21 protein-coding genes are annotated in these 22,118 nt (G+C 34.9%); 9 read left to right on the top strand and 12 right to left on the bottom strand.

Features of this window, described 5'->3' with window-relative positions:
- The 3 genes from Q4Q55_RS03600 to Q4Q55_RS03590 all read right to left on the bottom strand — a co-directional run.
- On the bottom strand, positions 1-1,770 hold a 1,770-nt coding region (locus tag Q4Q55_RS03600), incomplete at its 3' end, for a hypothetical protein (protein WP_303371453.1).
- 731 nt (positions 1,771-2,501) lie between these two features.
- Positions 2,502-3,008, bottom strand: a complete 507-nt coding sequence (locus Q4Q55_RS03595; RefSeq protein ID WP_303371452.1) for a flavodoxin — start codon at positions 3,006-3,008, stop codon at positions 2,502-2,504.
- 99 nt (positions 3,009-3,107) lie between these two features.
- On the bottom strand, positions 3,108-4,331 hold the full coding sequence (locus Q4Q55_RS03590) for an FprA family A-type flavoprotein (protein ID WP_303371451.1): 1,224 nt from the start codon (positions 4,329-4,331) through the stop codon (positions 3,108-3,110).
- 88 nt (positions 4,332-4,419) lie between these two features.
- On the opposite strand from Q4Q55_RS03590, the gene Q4Q55_RS03585 reads away from it, so the two are divergent.
- Complete coding sequence (locus Q4Q55_RS03585) at positions 4,420-5,085, top strand: histidinol phosphate phosphatase domain-containing protein (protein WP_303371450.1); 666 nt, start codon at positions 4,420-4,422, stop codon at positions 5,083-5,085.
- Complete coding sequence (locus Q4Q55_RS03580) at positions 5,082-5,546, top strand: DUF2115 family protein (RefSeq protein ID WP_303371449.1); 465 nt, start codon at positions 5,082-5,084, stop codon at positions 5,544-5,546. The genes Q4Q55_RS03585 and Q4Q55_RS03580 overlap by 4 nt, the downstream gene beginning before the upstream one ends.
- Positions 5,547-5,567: 21 nt before the next feature.
- Here the strand turns inward: Q4Q55_RS03580 and Q4Q55_RS03575 are convergent, their stop codons facing one another.
- Genes Q4Q55_RS03575 through metG form a run of 5 tightly spaced genes read right to left on the bottom strand, consistent with a single transcriptional unit; the run spans position 5,568 to position 11,321 of the window.
- A complete protein-coding gene (locus tag Q4Q55_RS03575) occupies positions 5,568-6,236 on the bottom strand; it encodes a 2,5-diamino-6-(ribosylamino)-4(3H)-pyrimidinone 5'-phosphate reductase (protein WP_303371448.1) in 669 nt (222 codons plus the stop codon).
- Positions 6,237-6,240: 4 nt separating this feature from the next.
- Positions 6,241-7,257, bottom strand: a complete 1,017-nt coding sequence (locus Q4Q55_RS03570) for a glycosyltransferase 4 family protein (protein WP_303371447.1) — start codon at positions 7,255-7,257, stop codon at positions 6,241-6,243.
- Between the two features lie 4 nt (positions 7,258-7,261).
- Positions 7,262-7,732: a hypothetical protein gene (locus tag Q4Q55_RS03565; RefSeq protein ID WP_303371446.1), complete on the bottom strand. Its 471-nt coding sequence runs from the start codon at positions 7,730-7,732 to the stop codon at positions 7,262-7,264.
- 7 nt (positions 7,733-7,739) lie between these two features.
- Positions 7,740-9,317, bottom strand: coding sequence for a DUF530 domain-containing protein (locus Q4Q55_RS03560; protein ID WP_303371445.1), 1,578 nt, complete (start codon positions 9,315-9,317; stop codon positions 7,740-7,742).
- A gap of 12 nt (positions 9,318-9,329) precedes the next feature.
- On the bottom strand, positions 9,330-11,321 hold the full coding sequence (gene metG, locus Q4Q55_RS03555) for a methionine--tRNA ligase (protein WP_303371444.1): 1,992 nt from the start codon (positions 11,319-11,321) through the stop codon (positions 9,330-9,332).
- Positions 11,322-11,479: 158 nt separating this feature from the next.
- Between metG and priL the strand changes: the two genes are divergently transcribed.
- Positions 11,480-12,811: a DNA primase large subunit PriL gene (priL, locus tag Q4Q55_RS03550; RefSeq protein WP_303371443.1), complete on the top strand. Its 1,332-nt coding sequence runs from the start codon at positions 11,480-11,482 to the stop codon at positions 12,809-12,811.
- Between the two features lie 408 nt (positions 12,812-13,219).
- A complete protein-coding gene (locus Q4Q55_RS03545) occupies positions 13,220-14,944 on the top strand; it encodes a Na+/H+ antiporter NhaC family protein (protein WP_303371442.1) in 1,725 nt (574 codons plus the stop codon).
- Between the two features lie 26 nt (positions 14,945-14,970).
- On the opposite strand, the gene Q4Q55_RS03540 is transcribed toward Q4Q55_RS03545, so the two are convergent.
- Positions 14,971-15,486 carry a hypothetical protein gene (locus Q4Q55_RS03540; RefSeq protein WP_303371441.1) on the bottom strand — a complete coding sequence of 172 codons (516 nt, stop codon included), beginning with the start codon at positions 15,484-15,486 and terminating at the stop codon, positions 14,971-14,973.
- Between the two features lie 19 nt (positions 15,487-15,505).
- The gene (locus Q4Q55_RS03535) at positions 15,506-17,386 is read right to left on the bottom strand and encodes a hypothetical protein (protein ID WP_303371440.1); all 1,881 of its coding nucleotides are present in this window, start codon (positions 17,384-17,386) and stop codon (positions 15,506-15,508) included.
- A 102-nt stretch (positions 17,387-17,488) separates the two neighbouring features.
- Between Q4Q55_RS03535 and priS the strand changes: the two genes are divergently transcribed.
- Together priS and Q4Q55_RS03525 are read left to right on the top strand one after the other, a co-directional pair.
- Positions 17,489-18,463 (top strand): DNA primase catalytic subunit PriS, encoded by a 975-nt coding sequence (gene priS, locus Q4Q55_RS03530; protein WP_303371439.1) that lies wholly within the window; start codon positions 17,489-17,491, stop codon positions 18,461-18,463.
- A 3-nt stretch (positions 18,464-18,466) separates the two neighbouring features.
- Positions 18,467-18,724 (top strand): hypothetical protein, encoded by a 258-nt coding sequence (locus Q4Q55_RS03525; RefSeq protein WP_303371438.1) that lies wholly within the window; start codon positions 18,467-18,469, stop codon positions 18,722-18,724.
- On the opposite strand, the gene Q4Q55_RS03520 is transcribed toward Q4Q55_RS03525, so the two are convergent.
- Positions 18,725-19,297 (bottom strand): deoxynucleoside kinase, encoded by a 573-nt coding sequence (locus tag Q4Q55_RS03520; protein WP_303371437.1) that lies wholly within the window; start codon positions 19,295-19,297, stop codon positions 18,725-18,727.
- 7 nt (positions 19,298-19,304) lie between these two features.
- A complete protein-coding gene (gene cofH / locus Q4Q55_RS03515; protein WP_303371436.1) occupies positions 19,305-20,423 on the bottom strand; it encodes a 5-amino-6-(D-ribitylamino)uracil--L-tyrosine 4-hydroxyphenyl transferase CofH in 1,119 nt (372 codons plus the stop codon).
- Between the two features lie 204 nt (positions 20,424-20,627).
- On the opposite strand from cofH, the gene comD reads away from it, so the two are divergent.
- From comD to Q4Q55_RS03500, 3 genes are all read left to right on the top strand, one after another.
- A complete protein-coding gene (comD, locus tag Q4Q55_RS03510; protein ID WP_303371435.1) occupies positions 20,628-21,119 on the top strand; it encodes a sulfopyruvate decarboxylase subunit alpha in 492 nt (163 codons plus the stop codon).
- 4 nt (positions 21,120-21,123) lie between these two features.
- Positions 21,124-21,666, top strand: coding sequence for a sulfopyruvate decarboxylase subunit beta (gene comE, locus Q4Q55_RS03505; RefSeq protein ID WP_303371434.1), 543 nt, complete (start codon positions 21,124-21,126; stop codon positions 21,664-21,666).
- A 136-nt stretch (positions 21,667-21,802) separates the two neighbouring features.
- Complete coding sequence (locus Q4Q55_RS03500; RefSeq protein ID WP_303371433.1) at positions 21,803-22,066, top strand: MarR family transcriptional regulator; 264 nt, start codon at positions 21,803-21,805, stop codon at positions 22,064-22,066.
- Positions 22,067-22,118 lie beyond the last annotated feature (52 nt).

Here is a 22,118-nt window from a genome sequence, read left to right as displayed (position 1 = left end):
ACCATCCGGCAGGGTATATGAGCTGTTGGTCATGTTCATTTCAGCATAATGATTATTATACCAATTTAAAACATTTCTGACGAGTTTGTCTCTTGAGTTAAGATAATCCCCATCAGTGAATATCCAAGTAACAGTTTGAATATCCCTTTCTGTATACTCAGTATAATTCTCAGGATATGCATCCAGTAAGTAGAACATTACCCTCAAGTAATCTTCTACTGATGATCTATCGATTGAATTAACAATATATGACAAATCTCCGATAATTACTCCCTCGGTATTTTCAGGACGGAATAAATGTTCTTCTACACAATAAATCTGATAGCCCGCATACTCCCCAGTTGGAATGTAGTGAGTATCACGAGAATTGCCATCAAGAATGTCCTTGATGAAATCGGAAACCTTGTTCTGATTATAAACTACGACATCGCTATCTGATATTTTAGTTTTTGAATCTTTTGTATAACCATCGATAACTATAATGTTTTTACCTTCAGTCGCTACATTATTGATGAATTTGGAATTTGATACATCGAAACTTAATGAAAATATTGCTCCACCGTGTCTTGCCTTATTACTGTCAAATATACAATTGTCAATATGTGAGTTACTTGTAGATAAAGCACCACCGTAATTCAGAGCTTCATTGTTTGTGAAGTTGGAATTTGTGAAATAGTTATTATTACTTTTAAATCCCGTATTGATAGCTCCACCACCGTATCCGGAAGCATTGTTCTTATCGAATACGGAATTGTCTACCGTAACGTTGAAGTTTGAACAAATCGCCCCCGCACTGTATGCGGTGTTAGCAATGAATTTTGAGTCATATACTTTCACAAAGTTTGAAGGAACTAAAGCACTGTCATATTGAGATATAGCAAATATTGCCCCACCCTTAAATCCGATATTGTTTTCAAATATTGAATTTCTAACCGTCAGCTGGTTTGTGGATGCGATTGCTCCTCCACCCTCGTCAATTTGATATTCGCCAGGGTTGAATACTCTATTATTCTTAAATTCCGAATTGCTTATTGTTGAATATGCGGCAAATATTGCTCCGCCCAATCCCTTTTCTTCAAGCTGCAAGTGATTTTTAGAATATCTTGCCAGAACCCGATTGGAATCAAAGATTGAATTGTCAACAATTAAGTTCCTTGCATATATAGATCCACCATTAAATTCTGCCGTATTTTTGTCAAATGTAGAGTCATAGACTTTCACTACACTGGAACCTGTGATAAGTGATACTCCAATACCTCCACCATGATTGTAAGCAGTATTTTTCTCAAATGTACAACGATTGACTGTCAAGTTACCTGAAGTTATAAGGATAGCTCCCCCATTGGACTCGGAGGTAGAATGTCCGTTTACAAAGTTTATATCATTTAAAGTTACCTGTCCACCATATATTGTGAAGATTCTAGCAATTCCGCTTCCATCGATAGTATGGTTATTTCCATTAATTGTTAGTCTTGAAACAGAAATACCATTTCTCAATGAACTTCCATCACTATAATCATATTTATAGTCTTTAGTTAAAGTTACAATACCGTCTTGAGCATTATCAATATCATTTTTCAAATCAACGAATGTAGCAGTAGAACTACTATCGCTTACAATGTCAACATCATTTACTTGATCTATAGTTAATTGTTCATTCCCATTATTTACATCTGCGTCTGTTGAAACACTTTCAGTTGCTGAAACCATCCCAATAGACATTATTAGTATTAAAAATACCAATAAAATCTTCAGTTTATTACATTTCATTATTTCCCTCAAATCGAGAGACCAAATCAATATACATAAACTAAATCAAATCACTAAATTTAATAATATATTTTTAAATTTATTTCAGTTAATTAAAACCTATACAAATAATATAACCTAACTATTATTATGCTTTTAAAAACGAAATATAACTAATGGAATTAATTATACTCATCAATTAAAACACTAAGCCAAAAAATACCAATCATATTAGTTAAAATTGAATTTAACGAAATTTGATTTAAGTATTTTAATATAAGATTTGTTCTAACTCAATAAACATAATATTATATTATTTAAATTTTCAGGAATATTTTCTTAACATGAATTCATATTCCGTAGTTACATCTTTTTAATACATAAGATATAAATATTTCTAAATCATGACAGAGATAATTTAATTAAAAAAGCTAAAAAAAGTTATGAATTAGTAAAATATAATTAATAATTTAATATTTATTTGAAAAATGTTTAATAAAATCATCATAAATTTAATATTCAGTAATATATTAAAATATATTCAAAATTTGATATTTTTAAAAAATAAAAATATATAAAAATATTTAAATTATTTTTCATTTATCAACAATTTTTCTGCCGAATGTTAAAAAAGATATAACTTAATCCAGTTAAAAATACATATTTGCAGTATTACACCCAAACTTGCGATTCATCCCCAACTTAAGAAGTTGGGGCATTCTCACATTTTTAAGATTAAAAATTAATAAGTATCATTCATCAACCCATGCTTTAACCGTATCCTTTACATCGTATACGTCAGCGCCGGGAATGGAAAGACCATTTTTAATTTCAGCTCCCAAGCAGAGTTTTGCGATATCTTTTTTACTGCTTCCAAAGCCAGACCCTTCATGGGTTACAAAAGCCTTTACGACTTTACCTGTGAAATCCAAGCTTTCAAGTTGTGTGAACATCGGCATTGGCAGTGTTCCCCACCAGTTTGGAAAACCAATATAGATTGTATCATAGGCTGAGATATCTTCCAATGTTTCTTTGATTTCAGGTCTTGCGTCATTTTGCTGCTCTTTTTTAGCAACATCTATACACTCCATGTAATCCAGAGGATATTCAATCGCAGGTTCAACTTTAAATAAATCAGCGCCTGTGAATTCCTGAATATACTCGGCTATCACTTCAGTGTTTCCCTTTTCAATGTTTTTAAGCACTCCTCCAAAGTAGTTTTCACCACTTCTTGAAAAATAAATAACCAAATCAGACATGACAACTAACCTCCTGCATAATATTATCTTAAAACTATTATTTAAATGTTGTTTATTGCAACAATTGAAAATTTAAAAAAATAATAAAAATGGCTAAATCTATTCTTTTATAGATCTAGCGAGTTCTGCACCTTTTTCAAATGCTTCAGCAAGAACATCCTCATCAGGTACAAACAATACGTCCAAAGTGTCAGTTACAGTGAACCCAGCAGTTTCCAATTCATCCTGGAGTTTTTTAATAGCTCCTCCACCCCATCCTTTAGATGAGAATATTAAAGCGTTTTTTTCACTGCCTGTTCCTTTAAAGTTAACACAATCCAGCCAGTACATCATGTTACCTATTCTTGGGAACGGCTTGTTCATCATTGTAGGGGCACCAAGGGCAATAGCTTTAGAGTCCAAAATGTCAGTAATTACATCATCAGGCCCGTCTTCCTGCATAAAGTACATTTCAACTTCCACACCTTCACTCATAATACCTTCAGCAATCTGATAGGCTAATTTTTCAGTTGAGTGGTGCATTGTGTCATATATTACTGTAATTTTATCTTTGCAGACTCCTGATCCCCATTCAGTATATTTTTCAACGATAGGTCCAGGATTTGTCCAGATTTGACCGTGACATGGTGCAATCATTTTGATTTCATTGATTAGACCATTGTCTGTTAATTCCTGCAATTTCATTCTAAGCATTGGAGAACCTAATGTTACTAGGTTAGCATAATACTTCTGTGCTTCCCTAAGCAAGTAATCTAGTGAGTAATCCTTATCGAATCTTTTGGAATGACATACATGCTGACCGAATGCATCGTTTGAGAATAGAATACCTTCCTCTTTCAAGAAAGTGAACATGCTGTCGGGCCAGTGCAGCATCGGAGCTGAAACAAATGCCAAAGTTCTTCCGCCAATGTCAATTTCATCGCCGGTCTGAACAGCATTGATTTCCAAATCTGAAAAGTTGTGATATTGAGCTTCCAGGAATTTGATACAGTTAGCGGACGCATATATCTCAGCTTCAGGATTATATTTATTGATTGTGTCTCTCAAATAGGTGGAATGATCCATTTCAGAGTGGTTTTGGACAAATACATCAATCTTAATTTCTTTTCCTTCCTGTTCGAATGCATCGGCAATTCTTGCATCCAACTGGTCTTGCAGTCCAACATAAGCATTGTCAATCAATACTGTTTTTTCTTCACCAAATACTAAATAAGCATTGTATGTGGTTCCAGGAATTCCGTATCCATGAAAAGTTCTGCTGTTCCAGTGGATAACTCCTACCCAGTACACGCCATCTGTTATTTTAAAAGCCTTAGCCTTCATTTTATTAACCTCTTAAATATTTAAGTTATATAAATTTATATTAAATGTAGTATATATAATATTATATTTAATTAAAAGAGGTTATATTTTGTCAAAAAGAATCGATTTACATATGCACAGCTTATTCAGCGATGGAGAACTATTGCCTTCCGAACTTGCAAGAAGAGCTTTAAAATTAAATCATGAAGCAATAGCCATTACCGACCATGTTGATTGGTCAAATGTCGATACAATTCCTGCAATTCAGGATGCCATTGATGACATAAATGCCAATTGGGACATCACAGTTGTTCTGGGCGCTGAAGTCACACATGCACCTTGCGAGTCAATTGACAGTATTGCTGCACGAGCAAAAGAGCTGGGAGCAAAAATCATAGTGGTTCATGGGGAAACATTGAATGAACCTGTAACTCCCGGAACCAATAGGGCAGCAGTTGAATCCGAACATATTGATATCTTAGGCCATCCTGGTTTAATAACCGTTGAAGAAGCGGAACTTGCAAAAGAAAATGACATCTATCTTGAGATTTCAGCACGTAAGGGACATTGCCTTGGAAACGGTCATGTTGCAAATGTAGCGCGTGAAGTTGGAAACAAACTTTTAGTTAATACGGATACCCACTCACCGGACAATATCATTACCTTTGAAAAATCATATCAGATAGCTTTAGGTGCAGGTTTATCACATGATGAAGCTATGAAGGCCATTGTTGACAATCCCCGTGAACTTTTAAAAAGTAAAGGAATCTTATGAAAGCATCCGAACTCTTAAGGATTATCCGAAAAAATCTGGAAAGTTATCCCATCGATTATTTGAGAAACAAAGTAAGTGATGAGAGATACAAAGACCCCCTTACTAAAAAACTTGCAAAATATAACACATCTACATATGATGATATATATGAGACAGTCATTTTAGATGATTTTGAAATAAAAGATGAAATTATTAAAAGTATCAGGAGTGATATTGGATTTTATTTTGACAGGTACTGTCCTGATGATGAGCAAACCAAACGATTCACCGAAAACATTTCACTATATTTGGTACTTATAGCAAAAAAACCACTTCACCCCTTCAGCGAAGATAAAAATGATGAAATCTATTATTTTAATGGAGACTATTACTGCAAAGGCCGCATGAAGTATATTCATGATGAAAGATCTTTATGCAGATACTGCATATGTAAAAACATGGGATTTAGCGGATTGTTTTGATTTGTAAAAAAAAGAAAAGAATTATTTTAACACTTTATATGTTAAAATCAAATCTTTATCCAAACTATATGAATCAACAAGTTCCAATCTGACGGCCAAATCCATCAGAGGAAAACCTTCACCATCAAACAGTGTTTTTGCATTTGCTCCACCGGCCACCATCGGCGCAACACATAACCTTATCTCATCAATAAGTCCTGCTTTTATCATTGAAAAGTTCAATGTGGCTCCCCCTTCAAGCATTAGTTTCCTGATTCCTTCCTCATGCAAGTAATTCATCAGCGCAACCAGATCAACCCTTTTGTCTCCGCTCCAGAAGAATTTGACTCCTCTTTTTGAAAAAACATCATACCTATCAGAAACCAAGAAATCATATTTATATTCATTTGCACCTGCAATGAATGTTTTTGCATCTTTGTTGGTGATTCTTGCCGCAATAGGAGTTCTGCATTTGCTGTCCACAACAACCCTTATAGGATTGTCTTCAGGATCAGCGTCAATTTTATGAACTGTCAGTCTTGGATCATCAGCAAGCACAGTTCCAATTCCAACCATTATTGCATCACATTCTTTTCTAAGCTCATGAACCCTTTCAAGATCTTTTTTTCCAGATATATTTGAACTTCCAGTTTCAGTTGCTATTTTACCATCCAATGTCATGGCTGCACTTAATATTACATAAGGTTTCATTATATCACCCGATATGATAAAACATCTCTTTTATCTGTAAAAAGTTCATTAATGTTTTGTTTTCAAGCATTCCAGGCATCATCAATGCCACAATTATACCAAGTAGGCCAAATACTATGCCTATGACCCATATTATTTTTACTGCATCTTTTTCTGCAATCGGTTTTCTTAGGATTAATCTAATCAAAGATTTAAAACCTGTTTCAGGTCTTACCAATTTTCCTTCATCGTTTAATTGTGTTGGCTTTTGTTGGGAACGGTTCATTACACCTGCAGAGTAGAACTTCAATGCGGCATCAATAATGTTCGGCATCAGCACGATAAATGCAATTAATTTTACACGTCCGATGAATGCAATGGATACGATTGCCGCTCCGATAATAAGTGTTCCAGTATCTCCTGGGAAAATCTGTGCAGGATATCTGTTGAAGTATAGAAATGCAATCAATGCTCCCAGCATGCTCATGGATATTATTGTTACGTCATATTTTCCTAAAATTATGCATGCTATTGTTAGTGAAGCCATTGAAATAACACCCAAACCGGATTCGATTCCGTTTAAACCAGCAAGCATGTTTGTCAAATTAGACCCTATTGAAAGAGCAATAGGAATTGTAATCAGATATAATAATCCCACATTAGGTGGTGCTGCCCATATTAATGGAAGGCCCGCAAGGAACAATAAGAAAAATTTCTCTTTTGATGATAATGCAAGCAGATCATCGACTATACCAATAATACCAACAAGCAGAATTACCACCAATACAATAACTAATTGAAATGCCAGAAGGTCATGCATATATATTCCGGAAAACATTCCGATAATAAATCCGAATAGAATACCGAATCCACCCATTTCAGCTACAATCGGCTTCCAGGATTTATGGATATCCTTTCCAACAATATCTGCCTTTTCCAGTTTTCTAATAATTCTCGGCATTGATAATCTGGTTACGAAAAAAGAAAGTAACCCACAGATTATTGCGATTACATACAATGGAAGTTGTGGAAGAATCAACATAATATCACTTCTTGTTTAAAATATAATAGACAGTTCTAAGAGGAATATCCAAATTTTCTGATATTTCTTTGGCTGTTAATCCCTCATCTTTTAGGGATTTAACATCACTGTAATCATATTTTCTTTTATAATCATCAAATTTAACGTTATCCTTATTTTTTCTAAGTAAATAATAAACACGATTAAGTTTTATATTTAATTTTTCAGATATTTCACGTGCTGTATATCCTTTTTTGGCCAAATCCAAAACTATTTTCTCTTCACCGTTTGTCCTGCTTTTGGCACCCCAGTTATATTTCTTTTTAACTTCAATGTCCAACTGATTTAGCGCATCAATATACTTTTTTGAAGTTCTATCATACACGCTTGGAGAACATGTAATCTCACTTAAGTTGGGATACTCATCCATCAAATCCATGATTAATGAGGATGACAATACTTCAGTTATATGAATTGTTGTTACATTTTCGTCCATATTATCACTATTTTTTAATCAAATCAAGGAATTTCTTGGATTTATCGGATTTAGGATTTTTAATGTGATTGATATTTTTTATTTCTTTTTTAATTTTTGATTCGTTGATATTGAATGCGTTGCTTATGTCCTCCAGTTCAATATCCGAATTTTCATGTATCAATCCGGCGCCCAGTGCAACGTGGTTGAATTTGATATTCGAATTTTTGATTTGCTTTTCAAATTTGAACTTTTCATATAAAAGCAAATCCATTTCATAAACCGGAATAATCTTGATGTCTGTAAAATCATTTAAGATATCAATTACCTTTGTATAGGTGGTTTGAAAAACCTTACGCTGTTCCCTGTCAAGTTCAACACGTATGTAAGGAAATGGTCCGCTTTCTATTTTTCTGGAGTTGTTTGATGTTGTTAGGTAATATCTGAAAATATCCCACATTATCAGGGCAGATGCAATATTGACGAATGAATTCTTGTATATATTGTCTCTTACTTTCAAATCCCTTTTAAGAGGCCTTATCATATTTCCAAAACGGTCAAGATAGTTATAATTTCTGAGCTTTTCATTGATTTTTGACTCTCTCCATGCTTCGATTGCATCCACATCATATTTGTCAATGAAATCAGGTGTCTGATTTTCAAATTCATGGATTGTTTCATCATAATTTTTAATTCTTTTAAAATCAGATAAACGCCTTTTTAAAATGTCGTCTTTAATGTTTAAAATAATCTGCTCACAGTATCTTACATATGCAATTGCCAAAGCGGTTCTTGCATGTTTATCATCAATAATAGCAGGTTTGGTTCTGTGAAACCTCAAGGCTTCAATTCTTACTCTTGGCCCGTATCTCTTCCTTACTTCTTCTTCATAATTATTCACATATTCCGAATCCATCGTGATGTTTTTGCGAACAAGACGATTATTTTCATCCTTGAATCTTATGACAAGCGAAATGGTTTTTACGACACCTTTACGTTCCTGCTTTAAGATAGACAATACTTTTTTGAGAGCTTCCCTTCCATAATTGGAAAACTGACTCATCAATACCATATAATTTCCGGAAAGAGGTAGGAAAGGTATTATTTCAATCCTATGGGTTGTTTCCTTATTTATTTTAAAGGTGAATGATTTGCATCCGCAACTGCATTGGGCTTTGTTCTTTTTATATTCGTCAATTGAATATTTCTTATAACAAGAATTACATTTTACATATCCAAATTGCTTAAGGTGTCCAAGGGCAATTTTATGAGAGTCGATGGCTGATTTGACCCGGTCCAGAATATTCTTTTTAGCGTTGGCTTTCATTCTGAATATCTGATTGTGACGACTGTTTTCGCCAACTTCATCGAGAGTTACTTCTGCCACCGATTTGGTTCCGTAACGGCTTAGGGATGTAAAAGGAGTTGTGTATCCCTGAGCATCCATATCATCTTTCAAGTTCTGTAAATGGTTTAATCTGTCATCTAGCTTAAAGTAAAGACTTTTGAAATTATCAAAATCATCAATATTATTCAAACTGATTGAATCATTTGATATTTCTTTTAGGTATTTTTCAGCCTTGTTTACCAGGACAGATTCTTCCATATTAATCAAATTTTATTGAATTCTCTCGCCGATTTCGGCATTTTCATCAGGAGATAACAATGCACCGCTTTCTCCTGTTGCCAAAATCATTCCTTCAGACAGTGTTCCGAATAGTTTAGCTGGTTGAAGGTTGGCTACAACACATACTTTTCTGTCGACCAATTCTTCAGGGGAGTAGAATTTTGCAAGACCCGCAACGATTTGCCTTGGTTTTTCTTCTCCGATATCAACCTGCAATTTCAATAACTTGTCTGATTTTTCAATTTTTTCCGCTTCTTTTACCTGACCTATTTTAATTACAACTTCATCAAAATCATCTATACTGATTAAATCACTCATGTTTTCATCCTCACTACTTTGTTTTAAATTTTCCTGTAATTTTGCTTTTTCCGCTTCAATTACCTTATCTTCAATCTTTTTGAATAATGGTTTAGCTTTATTTATTTCATGCCCTTCCTCTAAAAAGACTGATGCATCCTTCCATTCACTTATGTTTTCCAAGTTCATGATTTCAGCTATTGCATCAGCTTTGGTTGGCAGATATGGTTTAAGGGTGAATGCCAATGTTTTAGCTAACTGATTGGATAAGTATAGGCAGTTTGCAGCTTTTTGCATATCTTCCTTAACGGCTTTCCATGGTTCTGCGTCATTGAAATATTTGTTTCCCTTTTTGGCCACCTTGAATATTTCAAGCAAACCTTCCCTGAATTCAAATTGGGAAATTAACTCTCCAACGGAAGCCGGCAGCGCTTTGATTGCATTTTCAAATTCAATGTCTTCGGCGGACGGATTTTTATACTCCGGTATTTTGCCGTCAAAGAACTTGTGGGTAAAAGTGAATGTTCTGTGCAGGAAGTTTCCGATTACGTCTGCCAGTTCATCATTGTTTCTTCTTTGGAAATCATCCCATGAGAAGTCTGAATCCTTATTTAAAGGAGCATTGATTGTCAAGTAATATCTAAGCAAATCAGGGTCATAGTCCTTTACAAAATCGGATATCCAGATGACCCAATTTTTACTTGTAGACATTTTTTCTCCTTCAAGAGACAGGAATTCACCGGCATAAATCATGTCAGGCAATTTACAGCCGTATGCCTTCAGTAAACCCGGCCAGAATATTGAATGGTGGTAAATGATATCCTTTCCGATGAAATGAACTGCAAAGTCATTCCAATATTCCTCCCATTTCCTGCCGGATTGCTCTGACCATTGTGAAGCTGATGATATATAACCAAGGAATGCTTCAATCCAAACGTACAATACTTTGCCTTTAGCCTCATCCAGAGGTACCGGGATACCCCAATCCATATCTCTTGTTAAAATCCAATCGTTCAGTCCTTCTTTAAGCCAGTTGGATGCATAGTTTTTAACATTTGCCGGAAGGTTTTCATTTGAAGAAATGTATTCCTTAAGGTCATCCTCAAATTCGGACAGTTTGAATGCATATTGGAAGGTGTCCTTAATTATTGGAGTTGTACCGCATGTAATGCAGTGAGGTTCGTCAAGTTCTGTAGGATCAAGGGCTTTTCCACATTTTTCACAGTGGTCTCCTCTAGCTTCGGATCCGCAAACCGGACATAATCCTTCAACATACCTGTCAGGCAAGAATTTATTACAGTTCGGACAGTATAACTGTTGGATATCTTCCCTGTAAATGAATCCCTTATCGTATAAATCCTTAAAGAAGTCTTTAGCTATCATGTAATGTTTTTCATCAGTTGTTCTTGTAAAGTTATCCAGAGATATGTTCATTGATTCCACATCACGGACAATCATATCATGATATCGTTTAGAAATTTCAATCGGTTTTTTATTTTCCTTATCAGCCTTTACTGCAATTGGAGTTCCATGCTCATCTGTAGCGCAAACCATCAGTACATCATTACCAGCCATCCTATTGTACCTTGCGTAAATATCCGCCGGCAAATATGTAGAACGGATATGGCCTAAATGACATGGTCCATTTGCATAAGGAAGTGCACATGAAATAAAAATTTTAGACATTTATCTTTTCCCCTTATTTATTTTAAACATGATATAATTATGTCATTACTATATAATAAATTATTATTTTTAACAGTGTTATTTCCTTGCAAATTAAAGTAAATATTGATTTAAAAAATAAGTTAGCTTTTTAAAAGATAAAGTAAAAAGTTAAAAACATGGCTGAAGTTTCATATATAAACCCATTGTCAAATGAAGGAAGACAGATAATTCGTGAATATGGAGATTTGAATCAGATATTTGAAGAAGATGAAAATTTAATCGAAGAAATCACCCATACAACCAACCAAAGGATTTCAGATGATTCCCTGATTCCCAAATCATTTAATGATTATGCGATGAAACGTATTCAATGGGCTATAGAAAAAAAGAACAACAAAAATTTTACACAGGCAGAATTCGAATACCTGACCAACAGCGAATTGTTTATGCAGGATGTCGTCGTCTATCACATCCTATGTCAGGCAATAGCAATTCAATTTAACGTGGGGTCACGTGAAACAAGGCTTTTTATTGAGTCTCAGGGAATTTTAATTCAGGAAAGACTATCTAAGATTCCTCCTATGGCAAGGGCTGACATAATAGATGAAGTTTTGGATGAAGTGAAAACTGACGGCGCCATCAGATGGAGCTCCCTAAAAGATGTCATATCATCCAAAAAACTCAAACTGACTGACCTGCTGATTGACAACGGAGACATCATTCTTCAATCCGAAGACTTTTCACAGAGATTTTCCGACAAGTTCCACGACAGAAATCCAGATAGAATGTATAATATTTTAATCGGAGACAGCGTCAAGGAGCAAATATTGTCCAGGCTCATAATGCAGAAAACTGAAGAATACATAAATAGAATAAAGGAAATGTCAGCACGCGTTGAAATCCACCCCGCAATTATCAAAATCGGCGAACAACTAAAGGAATTCATTCCTGATGAAATCAGCAAATACAACCAGTACTATGCAGGAAGCGGTGGAATATATGGTAGCGTTCAAGCTGGAAAATTAAATCCTGATGCATTTCCGCCATGCATCAAATCAACAGTTGAAGGAGTGTCTTCAGGAGGACGTAACGATGCAATCGTTCTTCTTTTAACCTCATTTGCATCCTATGCACGCCTATATCCGAGAATTTTTGCTTCAGATGAGACAGTTAAAGTTTCCGACATGGATCCTGATTTAACCATTACAGAAAATGAAATACTTCCTCTGATATTTGATGCCGCTGACAACTGCAGTCCACCGTTATTTGATGACCAGCCGCAGGAGAAAATCAACATCATTTCAAAATTAGGCTTTGGAATGCACAGCAAGGTGGACATAAACCATGAGGGCGAAACCAAATGGTACACTCCGATGAGCTGTGAGAAAATAAAAATTCACCTGCCACAGTTATGTCATCCGGACAAATCATGCAAAGGAATCAATAACCCTCTGTCATGTTACGGGCGCAAGAAATATCAGCTTGACAACCAGGCAAAAAATGAATAAAATTCAAAATCAAACTGTAAAATAATAAACTATTTTTTTATTATAATATATTAAAAATTTATATTTAATCTATACATACAACTAAATTATTATAAAAAATTTATATTTTTGATTACATATTAGGTTAATAACAAATAAGCGGATATAATCAGACAAATCCCCATTTAAATAATAATACTTTTTATAATATAAAATATAAAATATATACTATGATTTAATTAGTCTTAAATGATTTTTATGACTTAAAAATAAAAATTAACAACATTCATAATTTTTAGAAAATAAAATGAGAATCAAATTTGTTTATTTTTATTAATAAAAATTAAAAATTGTTTATGATTTAAATAATTAAATTATACTTATTACAGTATTTTTAAAAAAATATTTTTTTAGAAAATGGTGGAATTTATGAACATAAACGACAATATGAAAATTGGGATAATAACTGCTGTTTCTGTAATAGCCCTTTTTGTATTATCTTTAATAATCACCTCAGCACCTGCAAGTGATGATAATGCAGTAAGATTTGGAGTGCTAACATTACTGCCTCCTCTTGTAGCTATTATATTAGCATTTATTACAAAAGAAACAATTTTATCACTGTTTATTGGAGTTTTCGTTGGAGAATTCATGGTTTCCGTAAATAATTTAAACATTATTGAAAGTGCAATCAACGCATTTTTAGCATTGGGAGGCCAAGTAATCAGTTCCATGGCAGATCCTTGGAATGCAGGTATCATTCTTCAATGTTTACTTATCGGTGGTATTATCCAATTAGTTACCAAGATGGGTGGAGCAAAAGCTTTGGCAGATTCATTGGCTAAACGTGCTGATACACCTAAAAAAGCTCAACTTATCACATGGTTCTTAGGATTATGTGTATTCTTCGACGACTATGCTAACTCATTAATCGTAGGTCCTATCATGAGACCTGTAATGGACAAACTCAAAGTGTCCAGAGAAAAATTAGCATTCGTTGTTGACGCAACTGCTGCTCCTGTTGCAGGTATAGCAATTATTTCTACTTGGATTGGTTTGGAAATCAGTTTAATTGCTGAAGGTTTCAAATCAATAGGAATGAACGTCAGTGGATTTGGAATATTTTTACAAACTATTCCATTCAGGTTTTACAACATTTTGATTTTAATATTCATTGTAATTTCTGCACTCACATTATACGAGTTTGGACCAATGAAAAAAGCAGAACAGAAAGCACGTGCAAGAAAAGAATCAGAACCTATTCAAACTCTTGAAGCGCCTGGTTTTGATGAAGTGCAACCGGTTGAAGGAATTAAATTAAGTGTCTGGAATGCAATCATTCCAATCGGAACATTGATTATTGGTGCTCTTATTGCATTCTACTGGAGCGGATACACCATTATCTTAGGTGGAGAAGACCAAGCACTCATTGCAATTATGAAATCTTCCCCATTATCATTTAACGGTATATTCACTGCATTATCTCAATCAGATGCATCCGTTGCATTGTTCCAAGCAGCATTACTCGCTTCAATTGTAGCTATCGTAATGGCTGTTCTCCAAAAAATAATGACTATCGAACAAGCTATCAGTGAATGGGTGGGCGGTATGAAAACCATCGTAATCACTGGTGTAATCTTATTGCTCGCTTGGTCTTTAGGAGGAGTAATCGCTGATGTAGGTACTGCTGATTACTTGGTAGGTATTCTGAAAGATACAATTCCATTCTGGATTTTACCAACATTAATCTTTATATTGGGAGCATTGATCTCATTTGCAACAGGTACTTCTTACGGTACCATGAGTATATTAATGCCTTTAACAATCCCACTCGCATGGGCTGTTTCACCGGATATGGGATTCGTAATTGTATGTACCAGTGGTGTATTGACCGGTGCTATCTTCGGGGACCATTGTTCACCGATTTCAGATACAACAATTCTGTCAAGTATGGGTACCAGCTGTAACCACATTGACCACGTTCAAACACAAATTTACTATGCAATATTTGTTGCAATTATTGCTATCGTATTCGGTTACATCCCAGCAGGATTTGGAGTCGCATGGTACATCTGTATCCCAATCTCTGTTGTAGTGATGTTCATCGGATTAAGAATACTTGGTGAAAAAGTAGAATTTGAAGAAGCTGCATAAGCTTTCTTCCCTTTTTTTATTTTTTTTTACAATGAAGATTGTGAAAACTTAAATGGATTATGGTCTTCATATATCGCATCATAATACTTATTTAAAATAGCTGATTCCCACATATTATAATTGGCTTGCTCATTTTTCTCAAAATTATATGCTAAAAGCCCGATTTTTCGCTCATATTCATTGATATCATTTTTTTCGCAAAAATCAGTAATAATGTCAGGTATATATTCACAAGGGTCATCACTGCTGAATTCCATAAATTCTTCATATTCCTCCCTGGAAAACAGTTCGCTTGCATCTATCGGATCTTCGGTCGATTTAATTGTAAAGAGTTCTATATAAATTGCATCTGCCAAAGGCAACTGGTTAAATTCTATGCCCAACCCGTAAACTTTACCGTTTTCCAGGTTCAATACAGTATGTCCTGTCCTTTGACATGAAATCCAATTGTCAAATGCAGGTTTGACAATCTCTTCTGGAGTTAAACTTGACAAAACAGTTTTTAGGTGTTCCACGCCGATAACTTCAACAATCTCTTCCAAAATAACACCCTCATAAAAATCATTTCACATATCTGCCGTTGCCGTTGGTTATCAGATAGGTAAATGGCTGATAAGATTTAGCGGATTTGGCTATGTTGATAAAAGCAATTGCAGAGCCAATAAAATTAGGGCTTTTGATTGTTATCAGGACTTTATGAATGCCTGCAGAAAATTTATTTGTCTGGATTCCACATATTCCCTTGCTTTTATATATTTTTGAATAACCTGTAACCACATTGTATGTCTTATATTTATTTCCTGTAAAGACCTTCAGTTGAACTTTAAGATTATTGAAACGTAGATTCTTATTCAGATGAATGCAGACACCAAGCTGTGATGAGTCATACCAGTTATTGGTCTTTGTAGTAATTTTTAATTTTTCAGGCTTCATTATTATATATGATGTAACAGTTTTTGCTGAAAAACCTCCTCCTACACTTATGACAACCTTATGAACTCCAGCACTCATTAAACCAGTATCATATCTTGCAATACCTTCAAAATCACTTGTGACAGTGACTGTTTTATATTTTTTGCCTGTGTAGATTTTAAGCTTAAGTTTTGCGCCCTTAACTATTTTCTTATTGGAATCAATTACTTTTACTTCAAAATAGTCAAATGAGTAATATGTTGTTGTCAATTTTTTAGTTTTAAGTATGACCGCTTTTTTAGAAATTTTAACATTATTTAAAGTAGTGAAAATGGATTTATCATCCTCCCATACTGCCTTTACAACATAATTTCCAACAGGAAGGTTTAATCTGAGTGAATCTTTCCCATTTTCATCGCTCCATAAATAATCATATTTGTAAACCTTCTTCAGATTACCTGATTTGTAGATGTAGATGGCTATTGACCTGTCCATTAAAGGTTCACCGTCCCCATCAACAAGTTTAACGGATATCCATTTGTCACCTTTGTGGGAACCTGTCTGAGTAATTGTAATTTTAGGCTTACCCGCATCGACGACTGCACTTATGTTTACATAATCATTGGATTTGGCTGATTTTGCTAAAGTGTAAGCATTTCCGCCGACCATATTGTTTCCTATTTCTGCTACATTGGATGAAAATGAGCATGAACTTGAATTACAGTCATATAATGCTCCACCGGCATATGCAGTATTGTAGCGCAAAATGGAATTTTTCACGCTGCATGATGAATTGGGATAGTTATAAATAGCTCCGCCATAATAATTTGCCTTATTCTGCATAAAAAATACATTTGATAATGTTGAGGATTTTGATGTTGCAATTGCTCCTCCAAAATCAGCCTCATTGATGGTGAACCATGAATCCTCAATAGTCAAAACATTCGAATTATAAACGGCTCCACCGCAACCATATAAACTTTTATTGACCACATCAATGGAATTATCACTAAACTGAGAGTTGGAAATCTTAAGTGTGCCCCCATTATAAATTGCTCCCGCATATACGGAGGCGGAACTGTTGACGATTGTACAGTTATTCAATGTCAAATCTCCAAGATTATATATGCTTCCGCCACAATAAAAGGAGTTATTTTTGTTGCTTACAATTTTTAAATCATTGATGATTACATTATAGCCTTCCGCTATGATGAAAGCACGTGCTCCTTTACTAGTAATCACATGATTGTTAGCGTTGATTGTAAGATCCCTGTCAATAGTTATGCCCTCATACAATTCACTGTCGATTTGAGAGTCATATTCATAATCAGCATCCAAATTTACAGTTGAATTTTTGGATATGCTTTGATTTAAATCAACAAAAGTAGGATTATTTATTTCACGAATGGCATTTTCCTGTGAAAAATCCATTTTATCTTCAGTTGAATTAAAATCAGTTGCACCGGCAGATGAGATTGCTGAAAATGCAACGATGAATAGTATAATGACCATAATCAATTTTTTATGCATGAAATTAATTATGTATCTAATAATATTTAAAAACACAACAACACTTTTGTGCAAATGCGCACTTTGAGAAATAATATATACTTTAAAAATAAATTTATAATCATGTTTTCTAAAGCTACTCTAAAAGAGCGAAGGCAATACTATAGAGAGGAATGGTCCGAAAAAGACCTGCCGGATTTCATAGCTACCGATATCAGAAAACGGGAATTCGGTTTTGACCATAATGGAAGCGGACCAAACGACAGATATAAGGTCTTTAAAGGAAAAGAATCCTTAAGAAAATTTCTAAGATACAAAGCACCCTTTGCAGCATATGTCTCAGTAGCGTTCTACAATAATCCCCGAAGAAGAGAAGACTGGTTAAAAGCAGAATACATTTTTGATGTTGATGCAAAGGACATTCCAATCAGGTCATGCCAATGCGACAGCGTGTGCGAAACATGCTTAGGTGAAGCTTTAGAAATAGTCAATTCGTTAATAGATACTTTGGAATCAGATTTGGGTCTTAAAAACATACATTTAATCTATTCAGGAAGGGGTTATCACATCAGGATACTTGACGAGGAAATGATGACTGCAGGCAGCGAACTTAGATCAGAGGTATTGAAATATGTTGCAGGTGCAGAAGTTCCAAAATCCCAATTCATGAATCCTGAAGTGTCAAATCAAACCTTTAACTTTGAACATTTCTCCATTCCAGTAGGATATTCCAAAATATTCACCGATAAAGTTAAATTCAACATACAGCATCTTGTCGGAAATGAAAAGCTGGACGGAATAAACCCGAAACTTATGAAAGACATCATGGCATCAAGGCATCACCTTGAAAACGATAACTGGGGATACTTCAAAAGGGACATCGGCCCCAGAAGATATAAAAACCTTGTAAATGCGATGGCACGTGTAAACCTTGCAACAATCGATGCCAAAGTAACAATAGATTTGAAAAGAATTTTAAGACTCCCATCATCACTGCACTCCAAAGTCAGCATGAAATGCATGGAAGTCGAAAACAGGGAAACCTTTGATCCCTTCTCAAAAGCTGTCCCGAAATTCGTTTATGAAAGGAAGGTATGAAATATGGATTCAGCATTAAGGGAAATATTGAGAAAAAGCCAGTTTTTTGATGAAGTTAATGAAAATAGATTCATTCCACAATTCCTGGGACTTATAGTTAACGGCATTGTAATATATCACGTCAACTGGATTGACATAATCGATAATGAAATCATATTCATGCACAAGGATATTCAAACCCACCCGATAGCTTCAATGGTTCTGGAAAATCTTAATTCACTGATGATAATTACTACCGACGGGATAAAAGAAGTGTTATAGCTAATCAGATTCCATGCATTTTGCAATAATCTTACTGCTAATTGTTTGTGGAGAATCATCAGCTGGAATAACATTCCATTCATATGTGACTTTACTTGTTTTTGAACGGACCTTTTGAAGGGCATCGATATTTTCAAACATTTCTTCTTGTTCGTTACGTGATTTGATACGTCTGAGTGATTCTTCGGGAGTCACATCCAAAAAGAACATGCAATCCGATTTTGGAAGAACAAATGAAACAATCTTATAAACAATCACATCAACCATATTCGGAAGGTATGCAACAGCCATTGTGTATCTTGAAAATATCAGCACATCCGTATTCTTGTTGTAATAATACATTTGAACTGATCTGATTGCATCCAAACCAAAATAGATTGTGGCCTTAATATGATTGAATTTGCCTGTCTTTAGAAGTGCCTGTTTTGATTTTCTACCGTACTTGTTGTCATTGCATGGGTGGGATCGGACAGTAACATCCCTTCCACGGCTTTTGTATGCTTCAGCCAATAAATTAACCTGGGTGTCCTTGCCGCACCCGTCAAGTCCGTCAATAACAATAAATTTCTTCATGACCCACCTAATCAATCGGATAGAATTCCGTATATTTTGAGTTTCTCTCTATTGGATTTCTTCCAAGGTTTCTTACAATATTTCCAAGAGTTTCAATTGATGCATCAACTCCATCAGGAGCGCCTGAAGCTTCTGAGAGTTCATCTCCCCCCAAAGTTCCACCCAAATCATTTGCACCTGCTGTAAGTGATACCTGAGCGAATCTGAAACCCATTTTTACCCAGGATACCTGGATGTTTGGAATCAAGTCCCTAAGCATCAATCTGGATACTGCGTATAATTTCAAATCTTCAGTTCCGGTAGCTCCAAGGTTTTTCTGACCTTCCAGGAAAATTGGAGAGTACTCATGCATAAATGTCATTGGAATGAACTCGGTAAACCCATTAGTTTCCAACTGAAGATTTCTTATAATGTCAATATGCTCTACCCTTTCTTCTAAAGTCTCCACATGACCATACATTATTGTGGCAGATCCCGGAATTCCAACTTCATGGGCTGTTTTTACAATATCAATCCATTCAGCCACACTTACCTTTTCAGGACAAATCAGTTCCCTTGATCGGTCTGTTAAAATCTCAGCGGCAGTTCCCGGCAAGGTGTCAAGACCTGCACTTTTTAGCCTTTCGCATCCTTCAGCAATGTCGATTCCGGACACATCGCATGCATCCTTAATCATTGTAGGTGAAAATCCATGAATCATTACATCGGGATATTCCCCTTTCAGTAGCTGAAGCAGATGCTCATAATATTCAATGTCCGCATCTGCAAGCACTCCGCCCATCAGACAAAACTCATGAGCTCCCTTTTCAACAGCGCCTTTAGCTTTAGTCAGAATCTGTTCATCATTTAGGATATAAGCTTCAGGGTCATCCGAATCTTTTCCAAATGCGCAGAAGCCACATCGGACTGTACAGATGTTGGTGAAGTTAATGTTGCAGTTATTAATGAAAGTAACATTATTTCCAACAATCTGATCTCTTAAATAATCGGCAGTTGCAAGAAGAGGATACAAATCTGCACCTTTGATGTTCATCAAATAATTTGCCTCTTCAACTGTAATTTGCTCGTCCAATGATTTGGTTAAAATCTTTTCAGTTTTAGAAGAAACCGGTAGTTTATCAAACATGATTATATATTACTATCAAGATAAATAAAAAGTTTTCTATAATCTAAATCAAATGTATGAAAATGTACAATAATATAAATTAAAATGTTGAATTATTAGATATCCAAATTAAAAAAAGATTGAAGAATAATAATATTAAATGACAAAATAGCTATTTAAATAATGAATTATATAATTGTAATATTCAAAATTAGATGTGATACAATGGACAGTAGTGAAGCTATTTTTAATGGGCTTAAAGATGCCGGAATTGATTTTATTGTAAGCGTTCCATGCGTTAACCTATCAAAATTACTGAACATGATTGATGAGGATGATGAAATAATCCACATTCCGGTAACCCGTGAAGAAGAGGGAATCGGAATATGTGCCGGAGCTTATTTGGGAGGTAAGAAAACCGCCATTTTAATGCAAAATTCAGGACTTGGAAACTCGATTAATGCCCTCAAATCATTGACACAATTATATGAATTTCCCCTCATCATGATAATGAGCCATAGGGGGACAGAAGGTGAAAACATTTGCGGACAAGTCCCAATGGGAGAGTCAACCCCAAGAATATTGGAGGCGATGGACTTCAGATTCTTCAAACCCGGAAATCCCGAAGCTGCATATGGAGCCGTCTTTGACTCATGGGAGTTATCCATTGAAGAAGGAAAACCTGTTTCAATACTATTGGAAATAAGTTACTGGTGATAATATGGCAAGAAGAGAAGCTATTCAGGATATAATGAATTATATTGATGATGAAATTGTTGTTTGCAATATAGGATTCCCATCCAGAGAACTGTATGATATAAAGGACAGGGCAGAAAACTTTTACATGATTGGTTCAATGGGCCTTGCCTCATCAATCGGTTTTGGACTTGCCCTGGCACGTCCCGACAGGAATGTTGTTGTAATTGATGGTGACGGGTCACTTCTGATGAACATGGGTTCACTTGTAACCATATTTGCAAATAATCCTAAAAACTTGACTTGGATTGTCATAGACAATGGAGCATATGGCTCAACAGGAAATCAGGACACTTACGCACAAGCAATAGACTTGTGTGAAATTGCCAAAAGTGTTGGATTTAAAAACAGCCATAGATTTGAAGACATCAACCTACGTGAAATTATCGAAAGTGATGATGTAAGTTTCATTGTTTATGATACGGAACCTGGAAACTCAAAAGCGCCAATAATTGATTTGGATCCTGTTACAATTAAAAAAAGATTTATGGATGCAATCAGACCCTAAGCATCCCAAAATCTTCCTCTGCCATCATCCTTTTTTTAAGTTTTCGTTAAAATTATGAGTATTTTATGTCTAAAAAAGTATAAAAAAATGTAAGTGATATATAAAGATTTAAAATTAATTTGTTAATAGTATACCTATGGATGAAACAAAATTATATGAACTTCTCGGATATGTTAAAATATCATCTTATAGAAAAAACACTTTAAAATTCATAGGTGATGACTTGAAAATGCCTTCGGAAATTGCTCGAGGCATAAATATTAACACAAGCCAGGTATCTTCTGCATTATCTGATTTAAAAAACCAAAACTTGGTCATCTGCATTAATGAAGAAGTGAGAAAGGGAAGATTATATAAATGTACTGAATTAGGGCTGCAACTGATTGAACTGCTCGACTGAAAACAAACCCACCAAATGACTTTCAATACCACAGAAATATCAACCATTTTTC

It is taken from the genome of Methanobrevibacter sp. (genome assembly GCF_030539555.1).
Taxonomy (GTDB): Archaea; Methanobacteriota; Methanobacteria; order Methanobacteriales; family Methanobacteriaceae; genus Methanocatella.
This window is presented reverse-complemented; position numbering and strand designations above follow the sequence as displayed.